General features: G+C 70.5%; 17 protein-coding genes and 2 pseudogenes. 9 read left to right on the top strand and 10 right to left on the bottom strand.

The genetic code is table 11. From position 1 onward, the window contains the following. Nucleotides 1-71 precede the first annotated feature (71 nt). Together ACFJIX_RS23530 and ACFJIX_RS23525 are read left to right on the top strand one after the other, a co-directional pair. Nucleotides 72-1601 carry a hypothetical protein gene (locus tag ACFJIX_RS23530; protein ID WP_377155092.1) on the top strand — a complete coding sequence of 510 codons (1530 nt, stop codon included), beginning with the start codon at nucleotides 72-74 and terminating at the stop codon, nucleotides 1599-1601. Between the two features lie 338 nt (nucleotides 1602-1939). Further along, complete coding sequence (locus ACFJIX_RS23525; protein ID WP_377155091.1) at nucleotides 1940-2923, top strand: hypothetical protein; 984 nt, start codon at nucleotides 1940-1942, stop codon at nucleotides 2921-2923. 51 nt (nucleotides 2924-2974) lie between these two features. Here ACFJIX_RS23525 and ACFJIX_RS23520 read toward each other — a convergent pair whose 3' ends face one another. The 10 genes and pseudogenes from ACFJIX_RS23520 to ACFJIX_RS23475 all read right to left on the bottom strand — a co-directional run bounded on the left by ACFJIX_RS23520 (nucleotide 2975) and on the right by ACFJIX_RS23475 (nucleotide 15620). Then, nucleotides 2975-5674, bottom strand: a complete 2700-nt coding sequence (locus ACFJIX_RS23520) for a hypothetical protein (RefSeq protein ID WP_377155090.1) — start codon at nucleotides 5672-5674, stop codon at nucleotides 2975-2977. Then, nucleotides 5656-6966, bottom strand: a complete 1311-nt coding sequence (locus ACFJIX_RS23515) for a hypothetical protein (protein ID WP_377155089.1) — start codon at nucleotides 6964-6966, stop codon at nucleotides 5656-5658. The genes ACFJIX_RS23520 and ACFJIX_RS23515 overlap by 19 nt, the downstream gene beginning before the upstream one ends. A 31-nt stretch (nucleotides 6967-6997) precedes the next feature. Then, a complete protein-coding gene (locus ACFJIX_RS23510; protein WP_377155088.1) occupies nucleotides 6998-7429 on the bottom strand; it encodes a hypothetical protein in 432 nt (143 codons plus the stop codon). A 53-nt stretch (nucleotides 7430-7482) separates the two neighbouring features. Further along, entirely contained in the window at nucleotides 7483-9309 is a 1827-nt protein-coding gene (locus ACFJIX_RS23505; protein WP_377155087.1) for a GMC family oxidoreductase, read from the bottom strand. Continuing rightward, nucleotides 9273-11903 carry a hypothetical protein gene (locus ACFJIX_RS23500; RefSeq protein WP_377155086.1) on the bottom strand — a complete coding sequence of 877 codons (2631 nt, stop codon included), beginning with the start codon at nucleotides 11901-11903 and terminating at the stop codon, nucleotides 9273-9275. Before ACFJIX_RS23500 ends, ACFJIX_RS23505 begins: the two co-directional genes overlap by 37 nt. 329 nt (nucleotides 11904-12232) lie before the next feature. Then, the gene (locus ACFJIX_RS23495; RefSeq protein ID WP_377155085.1) at nucleotides 12233-12538 is read right to left on the bottom strand and encodes an NIPSNAP family protein; all 306 of its coding nucleotides are present in this window, start codon (nucleotides 12536-12538) and stop codon (nucleotides 12233-12235) included. 38 nt (nucleotides 12539-12576) lie between these two features. Next, nucleotides 12577-14140, bottom strand: a pseudogene (locus tag ACFJIX_RS23490) (PepSY-associated TM helix domain-containing protein). Nucleotides 14141-14145: 5 nt separating this feature from the next. Then, nucleotides 14146-14418 (bottom strand): hypothetical protein, encoded by a 273-nt coding sequence (locus ACFJIX_RS23485; protein ID WP_377155084.1) that lies wholly within the window; start codon nucleotides 14416-14418, stop codon nucleotides 14146-14148. Beyond that, nucleotides 14408-14710 carry a hypothetical protein gene (locus ACFJIX_RS23480; protein WP_377155083.1) on the bottom strand — a complete coding sequence of 101 codons (303 nt, stop codon included), beginning with the start codon at nucleotides 14708-14710 and terminating at the stop codon, nucleotides 14408-14410. The genes ACFJIX_RS23485 and ACFJIX_RS23480 overlap by 11 nt, the downstream gene beginning before the upstream one ends. Nucleotides 14711-14807: 97 nt before the next feature. Continuing rightward, complete coding sequence (locus ACFJIX_RS23475) at nucleotides 14808-15620, bottom strand: 4'-phosphopantetheinyl transferase (RefSeq protein ID WP_377155082.1); 813 nt, start codon at nucleotides 15618-15620, stop codon at nucleotides 14808-14810. Nucleotides 15621-15735: 115 nt separating this feature from the next. On the opposite strand from ACFJIX_RS23475, the gene ACFJIX_RS23470 reads away from it, so the two are divergent. The 7 genes and pseudogenes from ACFJIX_RS23470 to ACFJIX_RS23440 all read left to right on the top strand — a co-directional run bounded on the left by ACFJIX_RS23470 (nucleotide 15736) and on the right by ACFJIX_RS23440 (nucleotide 26330). Next, nucleotides 15736-16260: a sigma-70 family RNA polymerase sigma factor gene (locus ACFJIX_RS23470; RefSeq protein WP_377155081.1), complete on the top strand. Its 525-nt coding sequence runs from the start codon at nucleotides 15736-15738 to the stop codon at nucleotides 16258-16260. Between the two features lie 148 nt (nucleotides 16261-16408). Then, the gene (locus ACFJIX_RS23465; protein WP_377155080.1) at nucleotides 16409-16672 is read left to right on the top strand and encodes a DUF4880 domain-containing protein; all 264 of its coding nucleotides are present in this window, start codon (nucleotides 16409-16411) and stop codon (nucleotides 16670-16672) included. Nucleotides 16673-16829: 157 nt separating this feature from the next. Further along, nucleotides 16830-17078 carry an MbtH family protein gene (locus ACFJIX_RS23460; RefSeq protein WP_377155079.1) on the top strand — a complete coding sequence of 83 codons (249 nt, stop codon included), beginning with the start codon at nucleotides 16830-16832 and terminating at the stop codon, nucleotides 17076-17078. Nucleotides 17079-17092: 14 nt separating this feature from the next. After that, complete coding sequence (locus ACFJIX_RS23455) at nucleotides 17093-17845, top strand: thioesterase II family protein (RefSeq protein ID WP_377155078.1); 753 nt, start codon at nucleotides 17093-17095, stop codon at nucleotides 17843-17845. Between the two features lie 62 nt (nucleotides 17846-17907). After that, a pseudogene (locus tag ACFJIX_RS23450) lies at nucleotides 17908-20964 on the top strand (AMP-binding protein); the annotation flags it as partial. Between the two features lie 52 nt (nucleotides 20965-21016). Next, nucleotides 21017-22897 (top strand): TauD/TfdA family dioxygenase, encoded by a 1881-nt coding sequence (locus ACFJIX_RS23445; protein ID WP_377155077.1) that lies wholly within the window; start codon nucleotides 21017-21019, stop codon nucleotides 22895-22897. A gap of 4 nt (nucleotides 22898-22901) precedes the next feature. Then, nucleotides 22902-26330 (top strand): amino acid adenylation domain-containing protein, encoded by a 3429-nt coding sequence (locus tag ACFJIX_RS23440; RefSeq protein WP_377155076.1) that lies wholly within the window; start codon nucleotides 22902-22904, stop codon nucleotides 26328-26330. The last annotated feature ends 18 nt before the right edge of the window (nucleotides 26331-26348 follow it).

Genomic DNA, 26348 nt, shown 5'->3' with positions numbered 1-26348 from the left:
ATCGACGCGGCTGCCTAGCATCACCCACGCCGAGCACTGGTGCGCGCGGGCACGATCCGGGAGGCACGACGATGAACGAGATCAAGGAGTCGGAAACGCTTCGACCGGAGGCGGATCTCCTCTCGGACAGACGCAAGGAGATCGATCCCGGCGGCAAGGGCGGCACCGGCGGGCAACACCTGGCCCTCGCCATCTCGGGCGGTGGCATCCGCAGTGCCACGTTCGCGCTCGGCGTGCTGGAGGCGCTGGCGAGGATGAAGGTGCCGGCGCCGGTGCCGGGAGCGATGCCCGCGCCGCCGGCCGCGCCGACGCCGGGAAGCACGTTCCGGGCCTCGTTCCTGTCCCGGTTCGACTACCTGTCGACCGTGAGCGGCGGCGGTTACGTCGGCGCGTTCCTCTGCAGCCTGTTCCAGCCCGGTCGACTGCGGCCTGCGCCACCGTCGCCGGAGCCCGGTCCGGCACCGGAGGTCGGCTCCTGGGTTCATCGCTTCGTCTCGGCGATGACGAATCGCCGGCCCGAGCGCCGGATCACCGCGCAACAGGCCGCGAAGGCGGCCGACGATGCCGTCGAGGTGCTGCGATCGGGGGCGCCGGGTCGCATCCGTTCCGACACCGACTACGAAGCGGGCGACGAGATCCTGCGCGCTCCCAAGGCCTGGCTGCGCGAGAACGGGCGCTACCTGATTCCCACGGGCACTGGTGACGCCTTCTACGCGGCGGCCCTCGGCATCCGCAACTGGCTGGCCGTCCATTACGTGATCGGCGTGGTGCTGCTGGCGTTGATGGCGGCCATCGGCGCCGTGAGGATCGCGTTGGCCCTGGCCTGGAACCCGGTGATGGACTGGGAGTTCGACGCGTTGACCGCGGCGCTCGCGTCGTTCGGCGCGGGCGGCTCCCTGATCGGTCGGATCTGGTGGAGCCCCCTGTTCCCCGCTGAGCGTCGCGCCGGTCATGCTGGCCGGCGTGCCGCTGGGCATCGCGTTCTGGCTCGTCAGCGAGCGCCTGGACGGGAAGAGCTGGCCCATCAACCGCGCCATGCTGGGCAGCCTGGGCATCGTCGCGTTCCTGGTCGGCATCGCCTTCCTGTCCTTCAGGAACAGCCCGATCGAGAACTTCCGGTTGGCGGAGCCCGACCCGGTGCCGTGGCACCGGCAGTTGCTGCTGCTGGTCATCGCGGCGGAGATCGCGGCAGCCAACGTCGTGTACGTCCTCCTTGCGTGCTGGAACCGCTCCGCGTCCGCGCAGCGCGTCCAGCTGACCCGGATGCTGGCCGCGGTCCTGGTGGCGACGGTGGTGATCGTCGCTCTGGCCGTGATCGACACGCTGGGGCAGACCGTGTACCTGCTGGCCTCGGCGCAGAATCACGCGGGGCCGATCCTGACGCCCGCCGGCCTGGCGGCCGTGCTGGTGTGGCTCGCCCAGCGCGCCGCGTCCAAGGACGGCGGCCTGCCGGGATGGTTGTCCCGGATCCCGTTCCACACGCTCGCGGGCCTCGCCGGCATCCTGATCTTCGTGCTGGTCGGTGCGCTGTGGAGCGTGGTGGTCAACGCGATCGTATGGGACGGAAAGGCGCCCGACATCGGGCCGCTCTTCCTCGATGACAAGCAACTGACGACGCTGATGTACCTGCTGCTGCTCAGCGGGGTCCTGTCCATCGCCACCGGCCAGTTCGCCGGCTTCATCAACCTCTCGTCGCTGCAGGCCTTCTACAGCTCGCGTCTCACGCGCGCCTACCTGGGCGCCTCGAACGGTCAGCGTTTCAGGACGGCCGACAAGGCCGCGCGCAGCGCCTCGGAACCCTTGGCCGGGGACAACCTGACCCCTTCCGACTACTACGGACGGCGGACCGATGGCGGGAAGAAGGTGCTGACCACGTTCGCGCCGCTGCACCTCATCAACGTGACCGTCAACAAGACGGTCGATCCGGGCGGAGCAGCTGGTGCAGCGCGACCGCAAGGGCCAGCCGATGGCGGTGATGCCGCACGGCTTCCAGCTCGACACCCACCCGATCACGCCGTTCCCGAAGCAGACCTGGAAGAACATCGGCGCGAGCGGCCAGATGTCGATCGGCCATTGGATCGGCACCTCGGGCGCCGCCTTCAGCACCGGCATCGGCCGCGGGACCTCGCTGGGCATGTCGTTGCTGATGGGCGCGGCCAACGTGCGGCTCGGCACCTGGTGGGGCTCCGGCCTGGAACGGCAGAACGTGCACGGCATCGGCGACCATCTGCGTCGCGCGGTGGGCGCGCTGTTCCGGACCCAGACCTACCTGTCCTACGAATTCCGCGCCCGATTCTTCGGCACGGCACGCGTGCTGCAGTACCTGTCCGACGGCGGTCACTTCGAGAACACCGGCCTCTACGAACTGCTGCGCCCGGAGCGCCAGGTGCTGCGGATCTTTGCCACCGACAGCGGCGCCGATCCGCTCTACCGGTTCGAGGACCTCGCCAACCTGATGCGGCTGGCGCGGATCGATCTCCAGGTGGAGGTCGACGTGCAGACCGATTTCACGGGCGAGCTGGGGCAGGTCTTCGCCGGGCCGGCCGCGTTCAAGCGCATGGCGCCTTGCGACGACACACCGGCCGTGACGCCTCGCGCGACGCCCACCGCGCTGCTGCTGTGGGCCACCCGCCGGGGCGAGACGATGCCCTGCACGCAGATCATCGTCATCAAGCCCAACGTGCCCTGGGATGCCAACGAGGACGTCCGCCAGTACGCCGTCGAGCACGGCACCTTCCCGCAGGAGCCGACGGCGGACCAGTTCTTCGACGAGGCGCAGTGGGAGAGCTACCGCTCGCTGGGCGCCCACCTGGGTGGCAAGGTCTTCAAGCCGGAGATCCTGCGGGCCTTGGACAAGCTGATGCTCGAACGGATGGGGGTGGTCGCGCCGTGGCCGCTGCCTCCCAAGTTGCCATCCAACTGACGTCCCGGCCTTCTCCAGTCCATTTTTCTTTGGGACATTGCCGCTGGTGGCTCAGCATTCGAACGTCTCATCCCCCGTCGGCTCCACATGCGGCGTCCCGTTCATGCGCTGCCGCATGCGTGACAGCGACTGATAGACGCGCCACCGCGCGCGATTCAGGCTGCCCAGCGGGCGATGCGCGGGCAGCGCATGCCAGGGATTGATGGACAGCCGGTGCGCGAAGGCAAGCTGCGCCGGTGAATCGAAGACCTGCTGCGGCAGGCGCAGCGTCGCCACGTGCACCGGGGGCGACAGCGACGCGGGCCATCGCACGCCGGCGCTTTCGATGGGCATGCGTCGCGGGTCGGTCTGCGGCTGCACCATCACGTCGAACAGGACCTCGCCCGCCGACAGCGCCCGCACCATCGCCTCGCGCAGGTAGTTGTCGGACGGCCGGCCCGGCAGGCCGGGCACGCGGCTGACACGGCGCGCGCGCGGCACGAAGGCGTACTGCATCGCGCCGCGTTCGCCGAGCCGATAGGCGGTGCAGCTCCAGTAGGACGTTTCGAAGGGGCTGGTCTGCGTGCGCGACCACAGCGCCTGCATCAGCCCGTTGAGCCAACGCCCGTTCTTCGGCGACGAGAAGAAATACAGCGGCGTGCCCCGCCGGATCAGCGCCTGCAGCCGCGCGTTCTCCAGCACGTCCGGCGTCGTGAACACCGGCGTGCTGATCCCCGTCAGGTCCTGCGTCCAGCGCTCGTCGTCGAGCAGCTTCGGACCCGGCACGCCCATCAGCTTGACGCCGATGCTGAGCACGCCGACATCGTCGATGTCCGGCGGGCTGTCCGGCCCCGGTCCGCCGAATCGCACCCAGGCCGGGAAGCGCCGCGACGGCTCGGCCAGGATGCCGTGGCGCAGCGCCTCGGGAACGTCGTCGCGGACCTCCAGTTCGGCGCGCACGACGCCGTGCGTCTTGGTGTTGCCGGCGCGCTGGCACGGGATGCCGCGGTAGTGCGAGGCGAGGTAGTCGCCCATCGTGGCGACGATCTCGTCGACCGCCTCGGCCTCGAACGGCAGCGGGCGCTCCTCGCCGAGCGCGCCGATGAGCGCCGCCGGCAAGCGCCGCACGATCAAGGCCTGCACCAGGCGCGTCAGCGGCTCGCGCAGCAGCGCGTCCAGCGCGGGACGGATGAACGGATCGATCCGTCGCTCGACGCGCATCAGCGAGACGAATCCGTCGTGCACGCCGCGCTCGATAGGGCCGGCACGACCGCTGTCGGCACCGACGTCGTGCCGCGGCAGGGCGTCATCCGGTGGTTCCGGCTCGGTGGCCAGGAAGCGCAGCGCACGCACGCCGGGCAGGAAGAAGTAGGCGCCGCCGCGCACGGTCACGAATCGAGGCAGCCCCGTCAGCTGCTCCGCGGGACCGTCGACCCGCGGTATCGAGAACGCGTCGACGGGCTGGCCGTCGACGCGCGGAACGCGCGGCCCGAGCAGCGGGTCGCTCTCGGCGCTCAAGCCGTTGAAGTGTGAGCTCGTGAGCCACGCGCCCTGGACGAACTCGAACTGTCGGCCGATGTTGGCGTTCAGCGCGATGAAGTGCAGACCGCCCTCGTACTTGCGCCCTCGACGCAGCACCCGATGGAAACGCGTCGAAGCGACGAGGTCCAGCGCGCGGGCCTCGGCGTCCAGCCCGATCGTGCGCGTGAAGGTCGTGAACGGGCAGGCCGGACCGCCGGGCAGGTCCGCGTTGCGCGGATTGCTGCGCCGGATGTGCGCGCCGATCGGGCAGTGCAGGCCTTCGGGGTCGTCATCGAAGGTGAAGTCCGCCTCGGCGTCGACCGGTGTCGCGGTCAGAGGAACGCCGTCGTGCGTGCGTCCCACCATGCGCTCGACGTCGTCGGACAAGCGCTGGAACGAACGCACGTCCTGCGCCAGCTGGCGCATCACCAGGTAGCTGCCGTTGCGGCCGAGGTCCGCCATGCCGAACAGCGCATCGCGCGGCAGCAGCCCGCCCGGGTCGCGGCCCGGATTCAGCAGCGGCCGGTCGGACAGCGCGCCGTACTCGTTGGGATAACCGAGCACGAACTCGCCGAGACACGAGAGCTTGCTGTAGGTCTGCGTCGTCCGGTCGTCGACCGGCCGCTCGCGCCGCCAGTCCAGCAGGGGTTGCGAGAGACCGTCCTTGAAGCCGAACGGTTCTCTCCCATCCGCGTCGATCGCGTCGATGGTGGGAAGCGCCGTCAGCAGCTCGAAGCCCTCGGCCCAGGCCGCGTCGACGCGGGCGCGGAACGCGGCCAGTTCGCCACGCCGCGCGTACAGCATCAGCAGCGCGTGCGGCATGCCGGCGCAATGGCCCCAGGACCAGGTCCTCGGCGCGCTGCCGCCCACATCGCCCAGACGGTCGGACCGGTTCTCCGGCCTGTCCATGCCGACGCGGAACTCCGGCGCGAACTCGTCGATGACCGACTCGCGCACGCCCAAGGCCTGCAGCCCTTGCGCGGTGAAGGCGAGCTGCAAGGCCGGGGCGTCGTGCCGGTTGCCCGGGTCGCGCCGCGCGACGCTCACCTCGACCTGCGACAACCAGCGCCGCGCCGCGGCGGCGTCGCGCACACGCAGCAGCAGGAACACCGCTTCCGGGTGATCGCCATAACCGCGCATCAGCAGGCCCTGGATGTCGTCGAGATCGACCTCGGGCGCCGCCCCTGAAGTGCCCGACGCGCCGGACTGGCGCGAGGCAGTCGCCGCGGCCGTCACAGGAGTCGCAGCCATGCCATGACCTCCGCGTCGTCCGGCGACCGGGCTTCGAAGCCCAGCCGGACCTGGTGGTTGCGTTCCATGTCGGTCAGCGTCAGGCCGGGGTAGGCCTTGTACCAGACCTGCGTGCGCACCTGGTGGCGGCGCTGGTAGCGCTTGAAGCGCTGCTCGTGCCGGCAGCCCTGGAAGAGTAGCCACGCGGTGCGCGGCCAGCCCACGCCGTTGCTGAAGGACAGGTTGAGCCCCCAGCCGACCTTGTTGATGAAGTCGTCCATGTAGGCCTCGTGGCTGCCGTCGTAATTGCTCGCGAACGCGACGCGGGTCTTGTCGTCGAGGAAGACCCAGCGCGCGAAATGGATGGTCCGCACCCGGCCCAGGAAGCCACGGTTGAAGACATGGCGCGCGGCGTAGTCGATCGCCGCCAGGATGGCGATGAGCAGCCAGCGCCGGAAGAGTCCCGGCTTCACCGCGCCGATCGCGCTGAACTGGTTGGTGACGTCCCAGTCCTCGTCCCGCTGCAGCGCCTCCACCGCGGCGTCGTCGGGGCGGGGACAGTACTCGGGGTCGTGGGTCTCGCGCCAGCGCAGCAGCACCAGCACCGGGATCGCGAGGAGCACCGTCAACGGCAGCAGCACGACCGCCAGCAGCACCAGCAGGAGGCCGAGGGCCGCATGCAGGCCCTCGCTCAGTTGCCAGCTGGCCGGCGTGGGCGCTTCAGGCGTCAGGGTCAGGCGTTGCGCCCGCTGCTCCGCGTGGACGTGGTCCAGCAGCGTCTGCCGCACCGCGCGAGCCTGCGCGGCGTTGGCCATCGACTCGCGGGGGACGCGGTCGGACAGCGCCTGGTGCAGTTTCTGCTCTTCGCAGATCTGGAGCGCCGTGCGACCCCGGAAGTTGACGTAGAACACGTCGACCGGCCGGTTGTGATCGAGCATCCACGCGAGCAGGTCCGAGCCTGACGGGGGGGCCTCGCAGTGCGAGAACAGCTCGCGCAGCCCCGCGTCCGCGACGCGCGCGATCGCCTCCAGGCAGTCGCGCGCGGTGCCGTCGCAGTCCGCCATGAACAGCAGCGTCGTCGGCAGGCGCGCCGGCCGGCTGACGTCGTGCAAGCGCAGGTCGGCCTGCAGCGCGTCGTCGACGAGCACGAGGCGCGCGAAGTGCAGCGTCTTGATCGCGGCAAAGGGCAGGATGCGGTTGTCGGGATCCGCGACGCCCGGTCGCAGCGTCATCGTGTCGAGCAGCGCCCGCAGGCCCGCCTCGCGTCCGGGCACGACCGGCGCGACCAGCATGATCGGGGACTGCGGGGTCATGGGCCGGGGCTGCGCGTCGACGACGCCCGGCTCAGAACTGCAGGCAGAAGTCGATCAGGCGGTCCTTGCCCCAGTACACCTTGCCGAGATAGAAGCCGGGGCCGATCTGGCGGATCTCGTCGCGGATCCAGTGCGCGAGCAGCGAGGTGTCCGAGTAGTCCAGCACGATGCATTCCTTCTGGTCCAGCCAGCTCGGCCCGCGGTAGACCTTGGCGACGATGGCCTGCAGCCCGAAGGCGAGGATCTTGTTCTTGAGCAGGCCCTTCTCCGCGTCGAAGACCTTGCCCTGCCAGCCGAAGTGGGTCACGAAGTTGGCGATGTTCTCGGTGTACTTCGTGCCGGGCGCGATGATCGCGGTGCCCTGCGCGGGTCCGTCGGGCATGTCGCCGGCGGTACTGTCCATGAAGAGCTTGTCCAGTTCCTGCTGGGACATGGCCAGCAGTTGCGCGACGTCGTAAGCCATGGGGTCACCTCCGTTCGGTCAAGGGTCGGGTCGATCAACAAGGACGGCGGCGTTCAGCCGTCGTCGTCGAGGATGAGTTGCGCGGCCTTCTCGCCGACGATGTAGACGGCGCTCACCAGGAAGAAGCCGGGGATGCGGGGAAAGACCGAGGCATCCGCGACGCGCAGCCCGCGCACGCCGCGCACGCGCAGCCGACTGTCGAGGACGGGCCCGATCGGGCAGGAGCACGACGCGTGATGGCCCCAGGCGGTGTCGCGGACGTAGTCGGCCAGCGCCTGCCGGTCCGTGAGCTGCGCGCCCGGGCGCAGTTCCTCCGTCACGAGGCCGCGCTCCACCAGCGGCGCCGTCAGCGTGCGGATGAACTCGATCGAGCTGACGACGGCGTCGAGGTCCTCGCCGGCCGCGTCGTCGCCCTCCTCGAAGTAATGGAAGTCGATCAGCGGCGGGTCGCGCGGGTCGGCCGAGCGCAGGCGCACCCGGCCGGCCCGGTTGCGGGTGTGGGCCTTCAGGATGGCCCAGGTGAGGCTGTCGTTGCGCTCGCGGATCTGCTGCGAGAAACCCGGGTAGTAGCCCTCGAAGGACGCCGGCAGCGCCATGCAGAAGATGTCGGGCTCCGGCCGCTCCGGTGCCGAGCGGCGCACCACCGCGGCCGCCGCGCCGCTGGTCGCGTACAGGCTGCAGTCGCCCCCGGCCCAGCGCTGCCAGGGCGGGTCGCCGCGATCGAATGTCGCGCCGGTCCGCATCGCCCAGGGCTGGCGCAGGCGATGCGTCACCGCGATCTCGTAGCGGTCCTGCAGGTTGGTGCCGACCTCGGGCAGGTCGACGCGAACCTCGATGCCCAGCGCCTCGAGGTCCGCGCGGGGACCGATGCCGGACAGCATCAGCAGCTGCGGCGTGTTGAAGGCGCCTCCGGCGAGCACCACCTCGCGTCGCGCGCGGACGCGTCGGCGCAGGCCGGGCTCCGCGTTCGGCGACGGATGGGCGCGGTACAGGTGACGGCCTTTCAGGTACTCGACGCCTTCGGCGCGCCCGTCGCGGTCGATCAGCACCCGTGTGGCGAGCGCGTCCAGCTCGATGTGCAAGCGGCCGGGAAACGCGCGCGCCGCCTCCAGCAGCCGCTCGCGCGCGCCGGTGCGGCGATGCCCGCGCGTGGACAGCGGCGTGTAGCAGAGGCCCGTGAAGCTGCCGCCGTCGACCGGCCGGGCGTTGGGATCGGCGGCGCCGCGAAGCCAGCGCCACAGGCCGCCGACAGGATCCTTCAGCCCGCGCAGCAGCGCGCGTCCGGTGAGCGCCACCAGGAGGCGAAGCGCGCGATCGCCGAGCGCCTCCGGCGGCAGCGCGCCCTCGACGTGGAGCCAGCCGTCCCACCCGTGGCCGGTGGGATCGAGACCGAGCCTGCTCAGCGCCCGCCAGATCGGCCGGTGGCGGCAGGCCTCGACGCGGCGGGCGTGCTGGCGCATCGCCTTGGCATTCCAGGTGTCGTCGCCGGTCAGCTCGGCGATGTGGTCCCAGTCGGCATCGTGCGGCAGCATGAAGATCATCGCGTTGTGCGTCGTGCAGCCCCCCAGCGCGCCGGCGCGCGGGTAGAGCACGCCCTGGCCCGGCTGGTATTTCCAGTCGCGGGCCTGGCGGGACTCGTCGGCGTAGTGGCGCACGTGAAAGTTCCAGCTGCTCTGCGGGTGCTCGCACGCGAAGGCGTGGAAGCCGGGAACCTCGTAGTCATCGGGCATGCGATCGCCGGGTTCCGACGGCGGATCGCCGCCGGCCTCCAGCACGCAGACGCTCAGGCCCGACTCGACCAGCCGGGCCGCGAGCGTGCCGCCGCCCGCGCCGGAGCCCACGATCACCACGTCCCATTCGCTGTCGTCGGGCAGGTCCATGGAGCTTTGGGGGCAGGCGTGCGGTGTCGATGCGGGCGAAGTCCGGGTGTTCCGAGGCGGTGGCTCAGAACGTCTTCAGGAAGGCGATCAGGGCGCGCTTCTCCTCGTCGCTCAGCACGGGCTCGGTGCCGAAGGCCTTCTCGTCGACGCTCAGGTCGTCCTGCTGATTGAAGAACGCGGTGCCGAAATAGTGCCCCCGATTGACGACCAGGTCGGGGCACTTGCTGAGCTTGAGCATGGGCTCGCGCAGGTTGGCGAAGCGCTTGCGCAACTCCTCGTCGGTCGCGCCGGCGGGGGCGGTCGCGAGGTCCGCCTTGAGCTTGATCGCGAACTCTCCGAGCAGCTTCACATGGGCGGCGCGTTCGTCGAGGTTGTCGCTCTCCGAGCGGATCTTGAGGTTGGCCAGCGCGCCGATCGGCGTGCCCTTCGGGATCGGGCCGAGCACGATGTCGCCGCCGTCGCCGACCAGCCAGGGAAGCCAGCGGTGCGCCCAACCGCGCAGCGGCGAGAGGCTCTCCGGCACGAAGCCGACGGGGATGGTCACCTGGCTGCGCGCGTCGGTGCGGTCGATGGTGCCGTGGACCTTGGCGCCGAAGAGCTCGTCCTGCTGCCGGCGCTCGGGCCAGAGCATCTGCTCGATCGACGCGTTGAACACCTTCATGCGTCCCTCGACCGACGGATCGGTGCTGAACGGCCCGACGGTGTTGTTGAGCAGGAAGGGCGCGGTGGACCAGGCGCTGATCAGCGACGGCACCCGCGTGTACCCGCGGCCGCCGGCCGGCATCGCGTAGGGCAGGGGCTCGCCGGTGAACGGGTCGGACAGCGTCAGCGTGCCGACCGAAGGCAGCTTCTTGTAGGCCTGGGACGAGAAGTTGTCCCAGATGTTGCCGGCCAGCGCGTTCGTCGCCAGCGGGCTGCAGGCGTTGGTGCGCAGCAGCGTGACGGGCACGCGGGCTTCGGTGGAACAGATAGTTGCCGTCGAGGAAGTCGCTCGCCTGGACGAGCTCGCGCATGCGCGCCTTGAAGTCGTCGCCCTGGGTCCACGTCCACCAGCGCTTGTAGCAGTCGAGGTAGCCGGCGCCGGCGCATCGGGCGGGGTCCAGTCCCAGCGTCGGCGGTGGTTCGGGCGCCTTGCTCGAGTGGCAGCGGGCGCAGGTGTCGGCGAAGACGATCTTGCCGCGCGCCAGCGTCGCATCGTCGGCCGCCAGGTGTGCGGCGCCGCCGGGGGCGTCCTTGAGGTGGTCCGGACGCGCCGCCTTCAGGAAGAAGAGGGCGGTGTTGACGTTGCCCCGTTCGGTCGCGTTCCAGTAGGACGAATTCTTCTGCGCGTCGGCGATCCTGATCGGCGTGATGTCCTTGCCGCCGACCACCGGGTTGAAGTGCAGCAGCCATTCCTCGCTGAACAGCCCGATGTTGAGGTAGACGCGGTTGAGCGCGCCCAGCAGGCCGACCGAATCGGCGCCGTCCTTGAGCACGTGCGGCGTCTTGACGATCTTGGTGCCCTTGTCGAAGTACTCCGCCAGCGGACCGTCCTTGACGTAGTCGTTGAACTGCTTGTTGTCGAGTTCTCCGCCGGCCAGCGGCTCGTGCCACAGCTTCTTGGCGGTGCCCATGCGGGCGACGAAGTCATAGACCGCGTTCATCGTGCGCGGGTTGTTGATGCTGTCGGTCGAGACCAGCGAGGTGTCCATGGAGCCGGGCCGGTAGGTGTGGGCCAGCTGGTACATGAAGTTGGCGCGGCCCTCGGGCTTGTCGGCGTTGAAGATGAAGAGCCGGTCCACCCACATGTACTGCGCGCCGACCGAGGAGCTGAGGTTGGGGAAGCGCGGATGGGACGGGTCGGCGGGCGGGTTCACCGGGCTCGGGCCGACATGGCAGAAGCCGCAGGACATGCCGACGCGGTAGGGCCGCACGAGGTCCTTACGGTTGTAGTAGGACGGGTCGGTGTAGTAGCGCTGGGCGTCCCAGGCCTTGGCGGCCTTCTCGTCGAAAGCCGGGTTGGGGAACAGGCGCAGGCCCATGATGCCGGTGGCGTAGCCGTAGAAGGAGCCGACCGGCAGGCCGTTCTTGCCGCGCCCGCCGAGGGCGACCCCGGGGTACTTGGTCTCGTTCTCGAACGGGTCCGCGGCGCAGTCGGTGCGACGCACGTCCAGCCACAGGCCGAAGCGCTTCGGATCGGCGGCGGCCGCGGGGTCGAAGCAGGGCTCGTTGACGAGGCCGAGTCGAGGCCAGCGGTTCTCGCGGTTGTAGCCGAGGCTGGGATGGGAGCTGACGATCTTCAGCAGGTCGAAGGCGCCGAAGGTGTAGTCGGTCATCCTGTCCCAGAAGCGGTCGTTGCCGCCGCTCCAGACCAGCCACATGTTGCGGCCCTGGATCTCCTTGGCGTCGAGCGCGAGGCCGCCGTCCATCTCCTTGAAGTAGTCCTCGTCGGCGTGGCTGAAGGACGCGGCGTCGCGGCCGGCCTGGCGGGCCTCGTCGGTGACCTCGCCGGGGCCGGGTCCCTTGCCGCAGGATGTGAACAGCGCGAAGGCGGCGGCGGCCAGCAGCGCCGAGGTCGGCACGCGGCGCGCGGAACGCGAGATGGAACGGATCATGACGGCCTCCCAGCTGTGTGGGGCCGGTCGGCGTTTCGCCTCCGTCCCCAGCCCGGTCACGGGTGCGACGCGGGCGTTTGGCGGGGACGATGGACCGTCAGACTGGCAGCGTCATCATCACAAAGGAGGAGGAAGGACTTGCAGTGCGGAACGCGGCGACAAGAGGGACGAGTCCCTAGATTGAAGGTTGCGTCCGCATGAAAACCTGATGCGCAACGAGGGTTGCGCGAGGCCTTGCTGCTCCGGTCTGCCCGGACTGCAGGCGGGCAGGAGGTCGCGAAGGGCAACAAGTGGCCCCGGCCTCAGGGGACGCTCCCTCCGACCCAGGTTCACTCGAACACAGGCCGGAAGAACGTGCGCTCATAGCTGAGGATGCAGCGCGTCTCCTCGGCGTAGCGGAAGGCCGCCTGGCATTCCGGATTCTCGAAGGACTTGATCCGGTACTCCTCGTACGCGGCGAGCGACGGGAAGGAAAAGGACGCGAGCGCGATGTTGTTCGCGCCCTCCGAGGGCAGCAAATAACCGTGGTGCACCCCGCCGAACTTGCGCACGAGCGGGATCCACAGCTTGCCGTAGTGCTCGAACTCCTTGAGCTTGTAGGGGTCGAGGACGTAGCGGAGGTGGCAGGTGATCATGGGCGGATTGTGACCGCGCTCGACGGGGACCGCCGCCTTCAGGCGGTGGCCACCGGCACCACGTCCCGCCGGGGCGCCAGCGCCCAGACACTGTTCGCCGGCCCGTTGAGCCCGCGCCTCAGCGTCGCCCCCGCCATCCGCGCGAACGCCCCGGCCAGCAGCACGGCCATCAGGTCCACGAAGAGCCGGTGCGAATGACCGTCCAGCAGCGCCGCCAACGGCGAGACGCCCGTCGCCACCCACGCCGCAGCCGGAATGGCCGCGGTCAGCACCGCGCAGAGCCACAGCAGCTCGTGCCCCGCTCGCGCCGGCGCGCGAAGGAAGGCCCAGGCCATGCTCGCGAAGAAGACGCCGAAGTAGACCGGCCGGTCCCACTGGTCCCGCAACAGCGCGCCGGACAGGAACAGCGCGGACACCCCCGCGATGCAGCCCAGGCAGACGCCGAGCGTCAACTTCGCCATGAGCCGCGGACCGCGCGCCTGCTCCGTCTGCTGATGGCGGCGACGCGACTCGATGTACAGCAGGTTGCCGCTGTAGAAGAGGAAGGCCCCCGCCAGCCCCAGCACGAAGTACAGCCACTTCAGCAGCGTGTCGCCGAAGTTGCCGTAGTGCAGCGAGGTCAGCCCGTTCAGGAAGCGCTTGCCCGGGGTGTAAGTGCTCGGTTGATCCACGCCGAGCACCTCGCCCGTGGCGCCGTTCAAGGCCACGGCCACGCGGCGGCTGAGGCTCTTCTGGTCCACCAGGCCCACCAGCGTGACCTGCGCGTTGGCGTCGCCCGGGTCGTGGAACGACACCTCGTCGGGCTGGAAGCCCGGCACCTGCGCCTGACCGCGACGCAGCAGCTCGGTCAGCGGGAGCAGGGGACGCGGGGGACTCTTCCGCCTCCACGTGCGCCGCCACCTGCAGATCCGGCTTGATGATCTTCAGCAGCTTGCCCTCGAACACGAAGAACTGGAACGGCGCCAGCATCAGGTAACCGATCGCGAGCACCGCGCCGCTCCACGCGAAGATCACATGGAAGGGCAGCGACAGCAGACCGATCACGTTGTGCGCGTCCTGCCACAGGCGCTTGAGGTTGCGTCCGGCGCGCAGGGCGAAGAGGTCCTTCAACAACAGCGGCGCGTGGATGACGATGCCACTGACCAGGGCCAGCCCATAGAGCACGCAGGCGACGCCGAAGAGGTAGGTGCCCCACGGCGCGGGCAGTCCGGCCGTGTAGTGCAGCTGGTAGATCAGCTGGATGAAGCCGCCATGCGCGGCCGCCGGGGTCAGGACTTGCCCGGACTCGTCGAGCACATAACGGCGGTGCTCGGAGTAGTTCTCGTTGTACCAGTCCAGCTCGGGATTGGCCGGCTCCAGCTGCAGCTTCAGGTTGTGCGAATGCGGATGCGCGAGCTGCACCTTGTCGAGCAGCACCTGCGCCCGGGCGAGCTTGTCGGCCTCGTTCACCTCGCCCGAGGGGCGGCGCCAGCCGTCGAGCTCGTGCGTGAACACCGTGATCGCGCCGGCGTAGAACGCGATGAACAGCAGCAGTCCGGCCGCGAGGCCCACCCAGGTGTGCAGCGCCAGGAAGCTGCGCAGGGTGGCGGGATTGAGCTTCATCTTCATCATGCGACGACCTGGATCCAGCCCAGCAGCTTGAGCCCGTGCAGCAGCGCGTAGCCGAGCACCGTGAGTCCCCCCAGCCATGCCCAGGCGCGGCGACCGCTGCGCGCGGCGAAGGCCGCCGACATCACGCCGATCCAGAGCGGGAACGACATCAGCAGCCAGGGCAGGGTGATGACCTGGGAACGGCCAGGCCAGCTCAGGGTGACGAGGCCGATCACGGCGGCCGTCAACGGCAGGCCCAGCAGCGCGGCGGCGAGCGATTTACCCCACATGACGCGCCTCCCCGTCCTTGCGCCGCGCCAGCCAGGCGTTGAGCCAGGCGTTGAGCCAGGCGTTGAAATACGGCAGGGCCACGGCGGCCAGCATGAAGGCCGTGAGCATCGCGAAACCGCCGCCCCAGACGCCCAGCGCGCGCCAGGCCGCGCCCCAGGCCAGGGCCAGCAGCAGCCAGCCCGCCGTGCGCAGACGTCCCGGGCGGGCCACCGCGCGCAGGCTCTGATGCCGGCTTCCCAGATAGAAGGCGATCGCCGCGGCGACCGCCAGCGCGAGGTAGAGCAGAGACATCGGGCGAGGTCGTGCGAATGTTGAAGCGGCGCAGTGTAAATGCAAGCAATTCGCAAATGCGAGGAATTCTCGACTGCGCGGCAAGGATGGCGGTGCTTCAGGCTCGGGGCTCGGCGACCGACGTGTGCACCTGATCGCCCGTCACCCGGGCCTGCACGAGCAGCTCATGGACCCGCCCGTCGAGCGGCCCGTCCGGCGTCGGGCGGAATCGCAGGCTGAGCGGCGCGGAGCCGTCCTCACGGTTCCCGCTGACGTCGATCCACTCCATCTCGTCGAATTCGACGAAGCGCTTCACGAGCGGATGGATGGCCTTGTAGACGCTCTCCTTGGCCGAGAAGAGCAGCGTGGCCCGCAGCGGGTCCGCGCCCGCCGGGAACCACCTCGCACGCTCACGCGGGGTGCAGCAGAGCGCGACGATGTCGCGGCTGCCGTTCTCGTCGACGATGCATTCGCTGTCGATTCCCACCCGCAGCCACTCGGCGCTGGCGGCGACCGCCGCCCAGGCGCCATCGCGCGTGTGGGCGATCGAGCCGACGACGCCGTCCGGCCAGCGCGGTGCGCCGCCGTCGCCGGTGCCGATCGCCTCGCACCGGCCCGAGCGGGCGAGCAGGGCCGTCTCCGCGCACAGCCGGCCACCGAGGTAGCCGAGTCGGCGCGAGCGGCTGGACCGCCTGATCGCCGGCGGCAGGCCGTCCAGGGTCAGGTCTTGCGTCAGCCGGTCCAGCTGCTGCAGATCGATCCCGCGTCCGACGACTTCCGCGGGCAGCACATGCGGCGCAGGGGCCATCAGGCGCTCGATGTCCCGCAGACGCGCCGGGGCCAGGCGGTGCAGCCATTCGCGCACCGGCACGGCGTTCTCGGCCTGGCACGTGTTGTCGCCAACTGTTGCGATATGAAGCGTTGGTGTCATGCCCCTGATCGGTCGGCGGGATAGCGGAAATCGTCGCGCGATGACGGTAGAGTCGCGCCTTGTTGAGAATCATTATCATTCAAGTGGCCACGAAGTCACAGGGAGTACCACTGTCATGACCATCGAGTACCTCGAACCGGGGCTCGCCCACGTCTTCATCGAGAACCGGGCGCGTCTGCGGCGCATCGCGCAAGGCATCGTGCGGACGCCGGAGCAGGCGGACGACGTGCTGCAGGACGCCTACCTGAAGCTGGCCCATGGGGAATCGCCCCGGCAGGCGGACCGGCCGCTGGGCTACTGCAGCCGCGTGGTCCGCAACATGGCGCTCGACCACTGCCGCAAGCACAGTGTGGAAGCGAACTACCGCTCCTTCGATGTGGAGGCCGACGATTTGGACATCCCCGACACCGCTTCGCCTGAGCGCTCGATGCGCGACAAGCAGGTGATCTGCTCGATCGACCGCGCGCTGTCCTGCGTGCCCGCGCAGACGCGGCAGGCCTTCGAGCTCTACCGGCTGGAAGGCCTGACCCAGCGCGAGATCGCGCAGCGCATGGGCTGCGCGCTGGGGCTGGTGAACGCCTGGATCGCGGACGCCGCGCGCGCGATCGCGGGGTGCCGCCACCTGCTGGCCGACGACTGACGCGCCGCATCGCGCGCACCCCGGGCGCACCCCTGCGACCCCGCGCGCGGACCTCGCGCAGCGCCGCGCGAGCCTGGAGTAAGCTGCCGCCACAGGGGTCATCCGGCCTCTGCGATTTCGACTCCGGGTCACGCCGCCGCCAACCCCCATGACACAAGAGCAGGACGATCCCGTCTGGCAAGCCGCCTGGACGTGGGTGCAACGCGAGTTCGATCGCGAGCGCTTCGACGAGGCCGCCCGGCTCGCGCTGGCGCGCTGGCTCGCCGAAGATCCCGAGCATGTGCGGATGCATCAGCAGGCGACGCGCCTGTGGGCGCTCGCGGGCCAGGTGCCGGCTCGCGCGCAGGATCCGGACGACGCCGCGACACGGCCGGCGGCACGCCGATCGAGGGACGCAGACCCCTGCGACTGAGCGGCGCCACCAGGTTCGAAGATCCACGCCAGCGACTGACCCGGGAGGGTCCGCGTGAACATCCGCCGCGCTGAAACGTCTTGAGAGGACAGGGCCCCGTCGCCGGTCTCACCGGGAGCGGGGACGCCCACATTCCCATCCTGCAAGAGGCGTTCTCATGTCCACCAGCTGCTTCGACCGCGAAGACGACACCTTCATCGTTCTCGTCAACCACGAAGACCAGTACTCGATCTGGCCGCACTGGAAGGCCGTTCCCGGCGGCTGGTCCGTGGTGCCGGATGTCCGCGGCGACAAGAAGACGGTGCTCGCCTACGTCGACCGCACCTGGACCGACATGCGCCCGAAGTCGCTGCGCGACTGGATGGCGGGGCAGGAGCAGGCCGGCCAGCCGACGACCGCGGGCTGAGGCCCATGGAGGCGATGGCCCTCAAGCTGCTGTGCCTGCCGTGCGCGGGCGCGAGCGCCACGATGTACCTGCGCTGGCGCCGTCTGCTGCCGCGCTGGATCGAGATCGTGCCGGTGGAACTGCCCGGCCGCGGCAGCCGCCTGGGCGAGCATTTCGTCGAGGACTTCGGGACCCTGGCCGACCGGCTCTGCGACGAGCAGGCCGCGGTCATGCGCGGATCGTCGGGCGGGCCGCAGGCCTTCGCGCTCTTCGGTCACAGCATGGGCGCGCTGCTGGCGCACGGCATGGCGCAACGGCTGCGCGAGCGCGGCGAGCGCCTGCCGCGCGCGTTGATCGTCTCGGGCAGCGCGGCGCCGTCGCGGCGCGACACGTCGCGCCTGCAGCAGGCGCTCGGCGATGACCAGGCGCTGGCCGCCGACCTGCGCCGCCAGGGCGGCACGCCGGACGAGGTCTTCGACAACGCGGAGCTGCTGCGCCTGACGCTCGATGTGCTCGGCGCGGACTACCGCGTGTGCGACAGCTATCGCCATGTCCCGCGGCCGCCGCTGCCCGTGCCGGTGCACGTCTTCGCCGGGCGCCAGGACGAGATCGCGCCGGACCGGCTCGCCGCCTGGTCGCTCGAGTCCGAGGCGCCCGCGACGCTGGACTGGTTCGATGGCGGCCATTTCTTCGTGCGGCAGCAGGAGGGCGCGGTGCTGACCGCGCTGGCCCGCCACCTGAGCGCCGTCGGCGCACCCGCGCGCGCCGCACCCGGCGCCTTCGCGTGACCGCGCGGCGCCACGCGCCGCGGGCCCCGCTGCCCAGAGACCTTCACTGAAAGAAGCGCGACATGCCTGCCGCGATGACGACTCCTTCGTCCCTGCCGGCGCCCGAGGGCGCGGCATCGACCCTCGTTGAGCACCTCGACCGACTCATCGCGTCGAGGCAGGGGGACACCGCCCTGATCATGGTCGGAGACCGCGGGGTGGACGGCGGGATGGACGGCGGACGCGACGCCGGACACGACGGCCACGAACGGCCCGTCACCTACGAGGCGCTCGGTCGCCGCTCGCGCGCGCTGGCCGCGGCGCTGCAGGCCGCCGGTCTGCAGCGGGGGGCGCGCGTGCTGATCGCGCTCGAAGGCACGGACGACTACCTCGTCGCCTTCCTCGGTTGCCAGTACGCCGGCATGATCGCCGTGCCGGTGTTCCCGCCGGAGAGCGCACGGCCGCAGCATCTCGAGCGCTTCGCCGCGATCGCGCGCGATGCCGGCGCCGCCGCGGTGCTCGGCATGCGCGACGTCATCGAGGCTGGCTCGTTCGGCGAGCTCGGCGGAATCGGGGCAGTCGGAGCGACCGGCGCGATGCGCGCGATCGGCGCCATTGATGCCATCGGCAACCCCGATGGCATGCGGGCGCTCGCCGTGGACGACATCGACGTCGCATTGGCCGACGCCTGGACGCCGCACGTTCCGCGACCGTCCGACATCGCCTTCCTGCAGTACACCTCCGGCTCGACGTCCACGCCCAAGGGCGTGATGGTGAGCCACGGCAACCTGATCGCCAACGAGCGCGCGATCCAGGCGGCGCTCGGCACCACGGCGCGCGACGTCTATGTCTCCTGGCTGCCGCTGTTCCACGACATGGGGCTGATCGGCGGGCTGCTGCAGCCGCTGTTCGCCGGCGGGACGCTGATCCTGATGACGACGGCGTTCTTCCTGGCCCGGCCAATGCGCTGGCTGGAGGCGATGCATCGCCATCGCGGCACGATCACCGCCGGTCCCGACTTCGCCTACCGGCTCTGCGCCGAGCGGATGAAGCGGGCAGGGCGCACCGCCGCCCCGGCGTTGGACCTGAGCGCGTGGCGCATCGCGCTGTCCGGCGCGGAGCCGGTGCGGGCCGACACGGTGGCCGCCTTCCAGGAGGCCTTCGCGCCTTATGGCTTCCCCGCCGGCGCGATCTACCCGAGCTTCGGACTGGCCGAGGCGACGCTCTTCGTGACCGGCGGGCAACGTGCGGACGGCGCAGTCTCTCGTCGCTTCTCCACCGAGGCGCTGAAGCGGCAGCGTGCGGAACTGGCCGGGGACGTCGAGGTCGACGCGTCTGTCGATGCTCCTTCCGATGCCGATGCCAAGGGCGACGGAGCTCAATGGCTGGTCAGTTGCGGCGCGGTCGCACGCGACCATGAGGTGCGCATCGTCGATCCGGCCACCGGCGCCGCCTTGGACGAGGCGCAGGTCGGCGAGATCCGCGTGCGCGGGCCCAGCGTCGCTCAGGGCTACTGGGGACGGCCGGAGGTCAGCGCCGAGACCTTCATCGAGCAAGGCCCCGAGCGCTGGCTTCGCACCGGCGACCTGGGTTTCCTGCGCGACGGCGAGCTCTACGTGACCGGTCGCATCAAGGACCTGATCATCCTCCGCGGCCACAACGTGTATCCGCAGGACATCGAGGCGGCGATCGAGCGCCAGCCCCATCTCGCGCGTCAGGGACGCGTGGCGGCGTTCGCGGTGCCGGGACCCGACGGCGATGGCATCGGCGTCGCGGCCGAGGTGTCGCGCGCCACGCGCAAGTCGATGACGGCGCAGGCGCTGGTGGCCGCGATCGGTGCCGTCGTCGGTGAACACTGCGGCGAAGCGCCGCGCGTCACGATCCTTCTCAACCCGGGCGGTCTGCCCAAGACGTCCAGCGGGAAGATCCAGCGCTCCGCGGCGCGGCAGGGCTGGCGCGATGGCACGCTGGATGCCTTCGCGATCCATGCCGAGGGTCGCTTCGTGTCAGGGGGAGAAGACGACCCCGTGTCGTCGCCCGTCGCGGGACAAGGCGTCGCGGAGCAGCTGCCCTACAGCGAGACCGAACAGGTCCTGGCGGGGATCTGGCACGAATCTCTGGCGCTCTCCGACGCCGCGATGCCGGCGCGAAGCACGAACTTCTTCGTCGCGGGCGGCAATTCGTTGACCGCGGTGAAGCTGGCTTCGCGCGTGTCCGCGCGGCTGGGCGTGACGCTGGGCTTGCGCGATCTTTTCGAATGTCCGGTGCTGCGCGACCTCGCCGCGCGCATCGATGCGCGGCGCGCCGCCGCGATGTCCGGCACCGCGACGTCTGGCGCTCTTGCGGGAGCGCCCCACGCTCCCCACGCACACCACGTGCCGATGGTTCCGCTGGTTCCGCTGGTTCCGGTTGATCGGACCGCAGAGCGGGTCCTGTCGCCGACGCAGCGCCGTCTGTGGCTCGTCGAGCGCCTGACGCCGCGCGCCGCACGCGAAGCCCATCCGGCCTACAACATGGCCGCTGCGCTGCATCTGGACGGCGATCTCGACGTGGCGGCGCTGCAAGGCGCGCTCGACGCGCTGGTGGACCGGCACGAGGTGCTGCGCACCGTCTATCCGGAGAACGACGAGGGCGAACCAATCGCCGTGTCGCGGCCCGCCGCGCGCGTCGGTCTGCCGCTGCGCGATCTGTCGGCGCTGCCGGAGCCGCAACGGCACGCCGCAGTTGACGCGGCGCTGGCCGCGCAAGAGGGCCGCGCCTTCGATCTCGCCAGCGATGCCTTGTTGCGTGCCGAGCTGCTGCGACTCTCATCCGACCGGCATGTGCTGTTGCTGTGCGTTCATCACATCGCCTTCGACGGCTGGTCGGTGGGCGTGTTCGTCCGTGATCTCACCGTCGCTTATGCGGCGATCCAGAACAACGCGACGCCGGTTTGGTTGCCGCTGGCGGTGCAGTACGCGGACTATGCGCAATGGCAGACGCGCCAGCTCGCCGCGACGCAGCCGGCGCTGGCCGCGTTCTGGCGCGAGGCCTTGCGCGGCGCGCCCGCGCTGTCCACGCTGCCGCCCGATCGCGAGCGACCGGCGGTCGCATCGATGGCTGGCGATGCCGTGTCGATCACGATGTCGAGCGCGGAGACCGATGCAATCACGCCGACTGGCTCGGTCGCAAGGCAGCACGCCCTTCCTGGTGATGATGGCGGCCTTCCTGGCGCTGATGCACCGGCGTACCGGCGGCGACGATCTCGTCGTCGGCACCGACGTCGCGGGCCGCGACCTGCCGGCGCTCGAACCGCTGATCGGATTCTTCGTCAACGTCGTGCCGCTGCGCTCGCGCCGGCTCGGCGTCGATCGCAACAGCGGCACCAACGGCACCCACAGTGCCGACAGAACCAACAGTGCTAACAGTGCCAACGGTGCCAACGGTGCGGACGGTGCGGACGGTGCCAGCAGTGCGGACCGTCCCGATGACAAGCGCGGCGAGACCTTCACCGAGTGGCTGGCACGGGTGCGCGAGCTCGGCCTGACGGCGTTCGAGCACGCCGCGATGCCGTTCGACCAGATCGTCGACGCGGCGGGCGTGCCGCGCTCGCGCCGGCACGGGCCGCTGGTGCAGACCCTGTTCGTCGTCCAGAACACCCCCGCCGCGCGCTTCGATCTGCCCGGGTTGGCGGTCCGCCTCGAATCGCGGCCTCCGGTCACCTCGAAGTTCGACCTCGCCGTCTTCGTCACCGACACCGCCGACGGCCTCCGCGCCGAGTGGGTGTTCGCGACGTCCCTCTACGAGCGCGCCACCGTCGAAGCCGCCGCCCAGGACTGGCGGACGCTGCTGCGCCGTGCCGCCGCCGAGCCGGACACGGCGCTCGACACGCTGCTGGACGGCTTGGAGCCTTCCGGACCATCGACATCGAGCCAGCCGTCCTCCGGCCCGCCACCTTCTTCTCCTCCGCATCACCAGGAGCCGACCATGTCTTCCCTTCCTCCTCCCGTCGTCGACAAGCCGGGCAAGCTCGACAAGCTGGGCAAACTGGCCGCGCTGGGCAAGCGCGCGGGACCAGGCGCCGTCGGCGCTTCGGCAACGGCTGCTACCCCGGCGCCCGCCGTCCGCATGACCACGTTCGCGGACGATCGCCCCTTCCCCCTGATCGTCGAGGCCACGCGCCCCGACCTCGATGCCGTCGCCTGGGCGCGCGCCAACCGCGACGTCGTCGAGACCTCGCTGCTCACGCACGCGGGTCTGCTGTTCCGCAACTTCGGGCTGAGGACGCCGCAGGAGTTCGAGGCTTTCGCCGAGTCCATCGAGCCCGAGCTGTTCGGCGGCTACGGCGACCTGCCGAAGAAGGAGGGCGGCCGCAACACCTACCGCTCCACGCCGTATCCCGAGCGGCAGATGATCCTGTTCCACAACGAGAGCGCCCACCTGGAGCGCTGGCCACGCAAGCAGTGGTTCTTCTGCGAGCTGCCGTCGCCGGTCGGCGGCGCGACGCCCATCGTCGACTGCCGCGAGATGCTGCGCCGGCTGCCCGCCGACCTCGTCGACGAGTTCGAACGCAAGGGCCTGCTCTACGTCCGCACCTTCACGCCGCGGCTGGACGTGTCGTGGCAGGACTTCTTCAAGACCACCGATCGCGGGGAGGTGGAGGCTCGGCTCACGCGGGCCGGCACCGCCTTCCGATGGCTGGACGCCGACACGCTGCAGACCCGCACCCGCTGCCCGGCCGTGGTCAAGCATCCGCTGACCGGGGAGCGGGTGTTCTTCAACCAGGTGCAGCTGCACCACGTCAGCTGCCTGGAGCCGGATGTGCGCGAGGACCTGCTCGGCCTGGTCGGGCTGGACCGCATGCCGCGGCACGTCACGTTCGGAGACGGCTCGGCGATCCCGGACGCCACGATGGCCATCGTCGGCGAGGCCTATGAGGCCTGCGCGGTGCGGCTCGATTGGCGGCAGGGCGACATCATCATGCTGGACAACATGCTGGCGGCCCATGCGCGCGACCCGTACGAGGGACCGCGCAAGATCGTCGTGGCGATGGGCGCGATGTTCGATCGCGCGGCGCTGGGCGGGGAGGCGTGATCCGATGAATGCGATCCATACCCCCGGCCTGCCCGCCGAGGAAATCGTCAGCAGCGGATTGAGCCCCGAGCAGCGCGCGGTGGTCCGGCACCTGGATGCGACGCACCTGGATGCTGCGGGGATCGATGCGGCGCGCCTCGCGGCCGTGCCCGGCCGGACGGCGCGCGTCACGATCGATGGGGCCCTTGCTGACCTTGCTGACCTTGCTGGCCCAGATGGCGGCTTCAATGGCGACGCGCTGCGTCACGCGGTCGATCAGGCCGTGGGCGCGCACGAGATGCTGCGCACCGCCTTCGGGCCAGTGGACGGCTATCGCGGACTGCGCCAATGGCTGCTGCCGGTGCGGCCAGCGCTGGACTGGTCGAGCGCCGATCTGCGGGGCATGGACGAGGCGGCGTTGCAGGACTGGCTCGCGCGATTGGCCGCGCCGCTGGCGATCGCCGAGGGACAGGTCTTGCGCGCAGGTCTGGCACGCGTGTCCGACACGCGGCATGTGCTGGCGCTGCATGCGAGTGCGCTGGTGGCGGACGAAGGCAGCCTGCGCACGCTGCTGGCAACGATCGCGACGGCCTGCGTCGGAGAGCGCGGAGAACAGGGAAAGCGCGGAGAGCGCGGAGATGCAATCGGCTTCGACGCCGAGGAGGTCTTCCAGTACGGCCAGTACGTCGAATGGCGCGCCGAACTGGCGAGCGGGGAGGAGGCCCGGACCGGCGCGACTTATTGGCGCGCGCATCTCGGCAATGGTGTCGCTGGGACTGCCGTGCCGGACGATCTCGATGCCGACTGGCAGGGTCCGCGACTGCCGCAACCCCTGGCACCGCGCGCCGGCCGTGTCGAAGCGCGGACCGTGCTTGACTCGACGGTGGTGGCCCGCATCGTCGCTTCGACGGTAGGCGCCGAGCCGCTGCTGCACGCCGTCTGGCTGCTGCTGCTCGCACGGCTGAACGGCTTCGAGCGGTTCCTCTCCGGCTGGCGCCACGACTGCCGCGACGACTACGAGGTCATGCGCGGCGCCGTCGGCGTCTTCGAGAAAGTGCTGCCGATGGCGGTGACGCTGACCGGGGACACACGTGTCGAGGACTGGTTGACGCACTGCGCGGCCACGGCGGCCGCGCACGTCGACGCTCAGGAGTACCGGTCGGTCGAGTCGCCCGCCACGACGTCTCACCGGGAAGCGGTCTTCCGTTGGCAGCACGTCGCCGCGCCTGGCGTGGGCTGGTCCGTGCCGTCGGTCGAGGGTACAGTCGAGCAGGGTGACGATGGCGATGGCGATCGCGCCGCGCTCTCGCTGGAGGTGCACTGGTGCGAGCGCGTCGAGCTGGTGCTGAACGCCGACGGCCTGCGTCATTCGCAGCAGGCGGTTGAACGCCTGCTGGGCCAGCTCACGACGCTCGTCGGGCAGGTGCTCGATCGGCCGCACGCGGCGGTGCGCGAGCTCGATCCCGTCGGCGCCGAGGAGCGCGCGGCCCTGCTGCGCGGGGCGCAGGGCGAGCGCCGCCACGTCGGCGCGCTGACGGTGTCGCAGCATGTGGCCGAATGGGCCGCGTTGTCGCCGCAGGCCCCTGCGCTCGAGGCCGGCGGGATCGTGCTCGACTACCGCGCGTTGAACCAGCGCGCCAACCGCCTCGCTCGTGCGATGGCGTCACTGGGCGTGACGCCGGGATCGCTGGTCGCGCTGAACCTGCCGCGCGGCGCGGACCTCATCGTCGCGATGCTGGCCGCCTGGCGAGCCGGCGCGGCCTACCTGCCGCTGGAGCCCGGCTGGCCCGAGGCCCGTCGTCGCGCGCTCCTGTCGGACGCCGCGCCCGCCCTGGTCCTGTCCGCGACACCGCAGTCGAGCGAGCCGTCGTTCCGCGCGGCGACGCTGACTGGCGATGTCCTGACGTCCGCCGGCCAGGCCGCGATCGACCTGCGCGAGCTGGACGGTGCTCTTCCGGCCACTCAGCCTCGGCTGGGCGACCTGGCGTATGTGCTCTACACGTCCGGATCGACCGGCCGGCCCAAGGGCGTGGCCATCGAGCACGGCCAGTTGCTGAACTACGTCGTCGCGAGCACCGCGGCGATGGACCTCGCCGCCAGCCGACGCTGGGGCCTGACCAGTTCGGTCGTCGCCGACCTGGGCAACACGGCGCTGTTCGGCGCGCTCTTCAACGGCGCCTGCCTGATCGTCGCCAGCGAGGACGACACGCGGAGCCCGGCCGCCTTCGCGCGCTTCGTCGAGACGGCGGGTATCGACGCGCTGAAGATCGTGCCGTCGCACCTAGAGGCGCTGCTTGAAGGCGAGGCGGCAGGCGAGGCGCCGCGCCTGCCGCGCACGCTGGTGCTGGGCGGCGAGGCCGCGCCGCGCGCGCTCATCGAGCGCCTGCGGCGCCTGGCGCCCGACACGGCGATCCACAACCACTACGGGCCGACCGAAACCACGGTCGGGGTGCTCGTGCATCGCGTCCGCGCGTCCGATCTGCAGGGTGGCGACGCGCTCCCGCTGACGCATGTGCTGCCCAACAACCGCGTCCTGGTGCTGGACGAGGCGATGCGGCTCGTGCCCGCGGGCGGGCAGGGTCAGGTCCATGTCGGAGGTCCGCAGGTCTGCCGCGGCTACCTGGGCCGCGAGGTGCCGGGCGCCTTCGTCGACGACCCCTTTCATCCCGGTGAACGTCTGTATCCCACGGGCGACGTCGCACGGGTGCTGGCAGAGGGCGGGTGGCGTCTCGTGGGACGCGCCGACCACCAGGTGAAGGTGCGCGGCTTCCGCGTCGATCCAGCGGAGATCGAGGTCGCGTTGCTGACCTTGCCGGAGGTCCGGCAGGCCGCGGTGCTCACGGAGCAGGGCGCGGCTGGAGAGGTCGAGCTGGTGGCGTGCGTGGTGCTGGACACGTCTGGCGGCGACGCCACCGGTACCGCGACGAACCGCGCGCATCAAGCGGATCAAGCTGGTCGCACGGGGCACCTGCGCGAGGCGCTGAAGGCGCTGCTCCCGTCGCACATGGTGCCGACGCGCCTTCATGCGCTCGACGCCTTCCCGCGACTGGCGAACGGCAAGCTCGATCGTGCCGCGATCGTCGCGCTGGCGGCCGGTGCCGCCGCATCGGCCCTCGAATCGTCGCGGGATGGCGATGCCGCCGCACCGCGCGCGCCGCGCGACGCGTTGGAGAGCGTGCTGTCGCAAGGCATGGGCCTGCTGCTGGGCCGCGGCCCGATCGGCATCGACGAGGACTTCTTCGAGCTCGGTGGCCACTCGCTGATGGTGATCCGGCTGGTGGCGCGGCTGCGCAAGCTGCTGGGCATCGAGATCGAACCCGGCCTGGTCTTCGATCACCCCACCGTGGCCGAGCTCGCCGCGGCGCTGCGCGCCGGCCCCTGGGATACCTCCGGCTTCGAGCGCCTGGCCGCCACCGATTGGCAGAGCGCCGAAACGGCGACCGTTCCCCATTGACGCATCAGGCTGACCGAT

Source organism: Roseateles sp. UC29_93, from assembly GCF_042695725.1.
In the GTDB taxonomy this organism is placed as follows: domain Bacteria; phylum Pseudomonadota; class Gammaproteobacteria; order Burkholderiales; family Burkholderiaceae_C; genus Roseateles; species Roseateles noduli_A.
The sequence above is the reverse complement of the archived record's forward strand: the minus strand, read 5'-3'. Positions and strand labels throughout refer to the sequence as shown.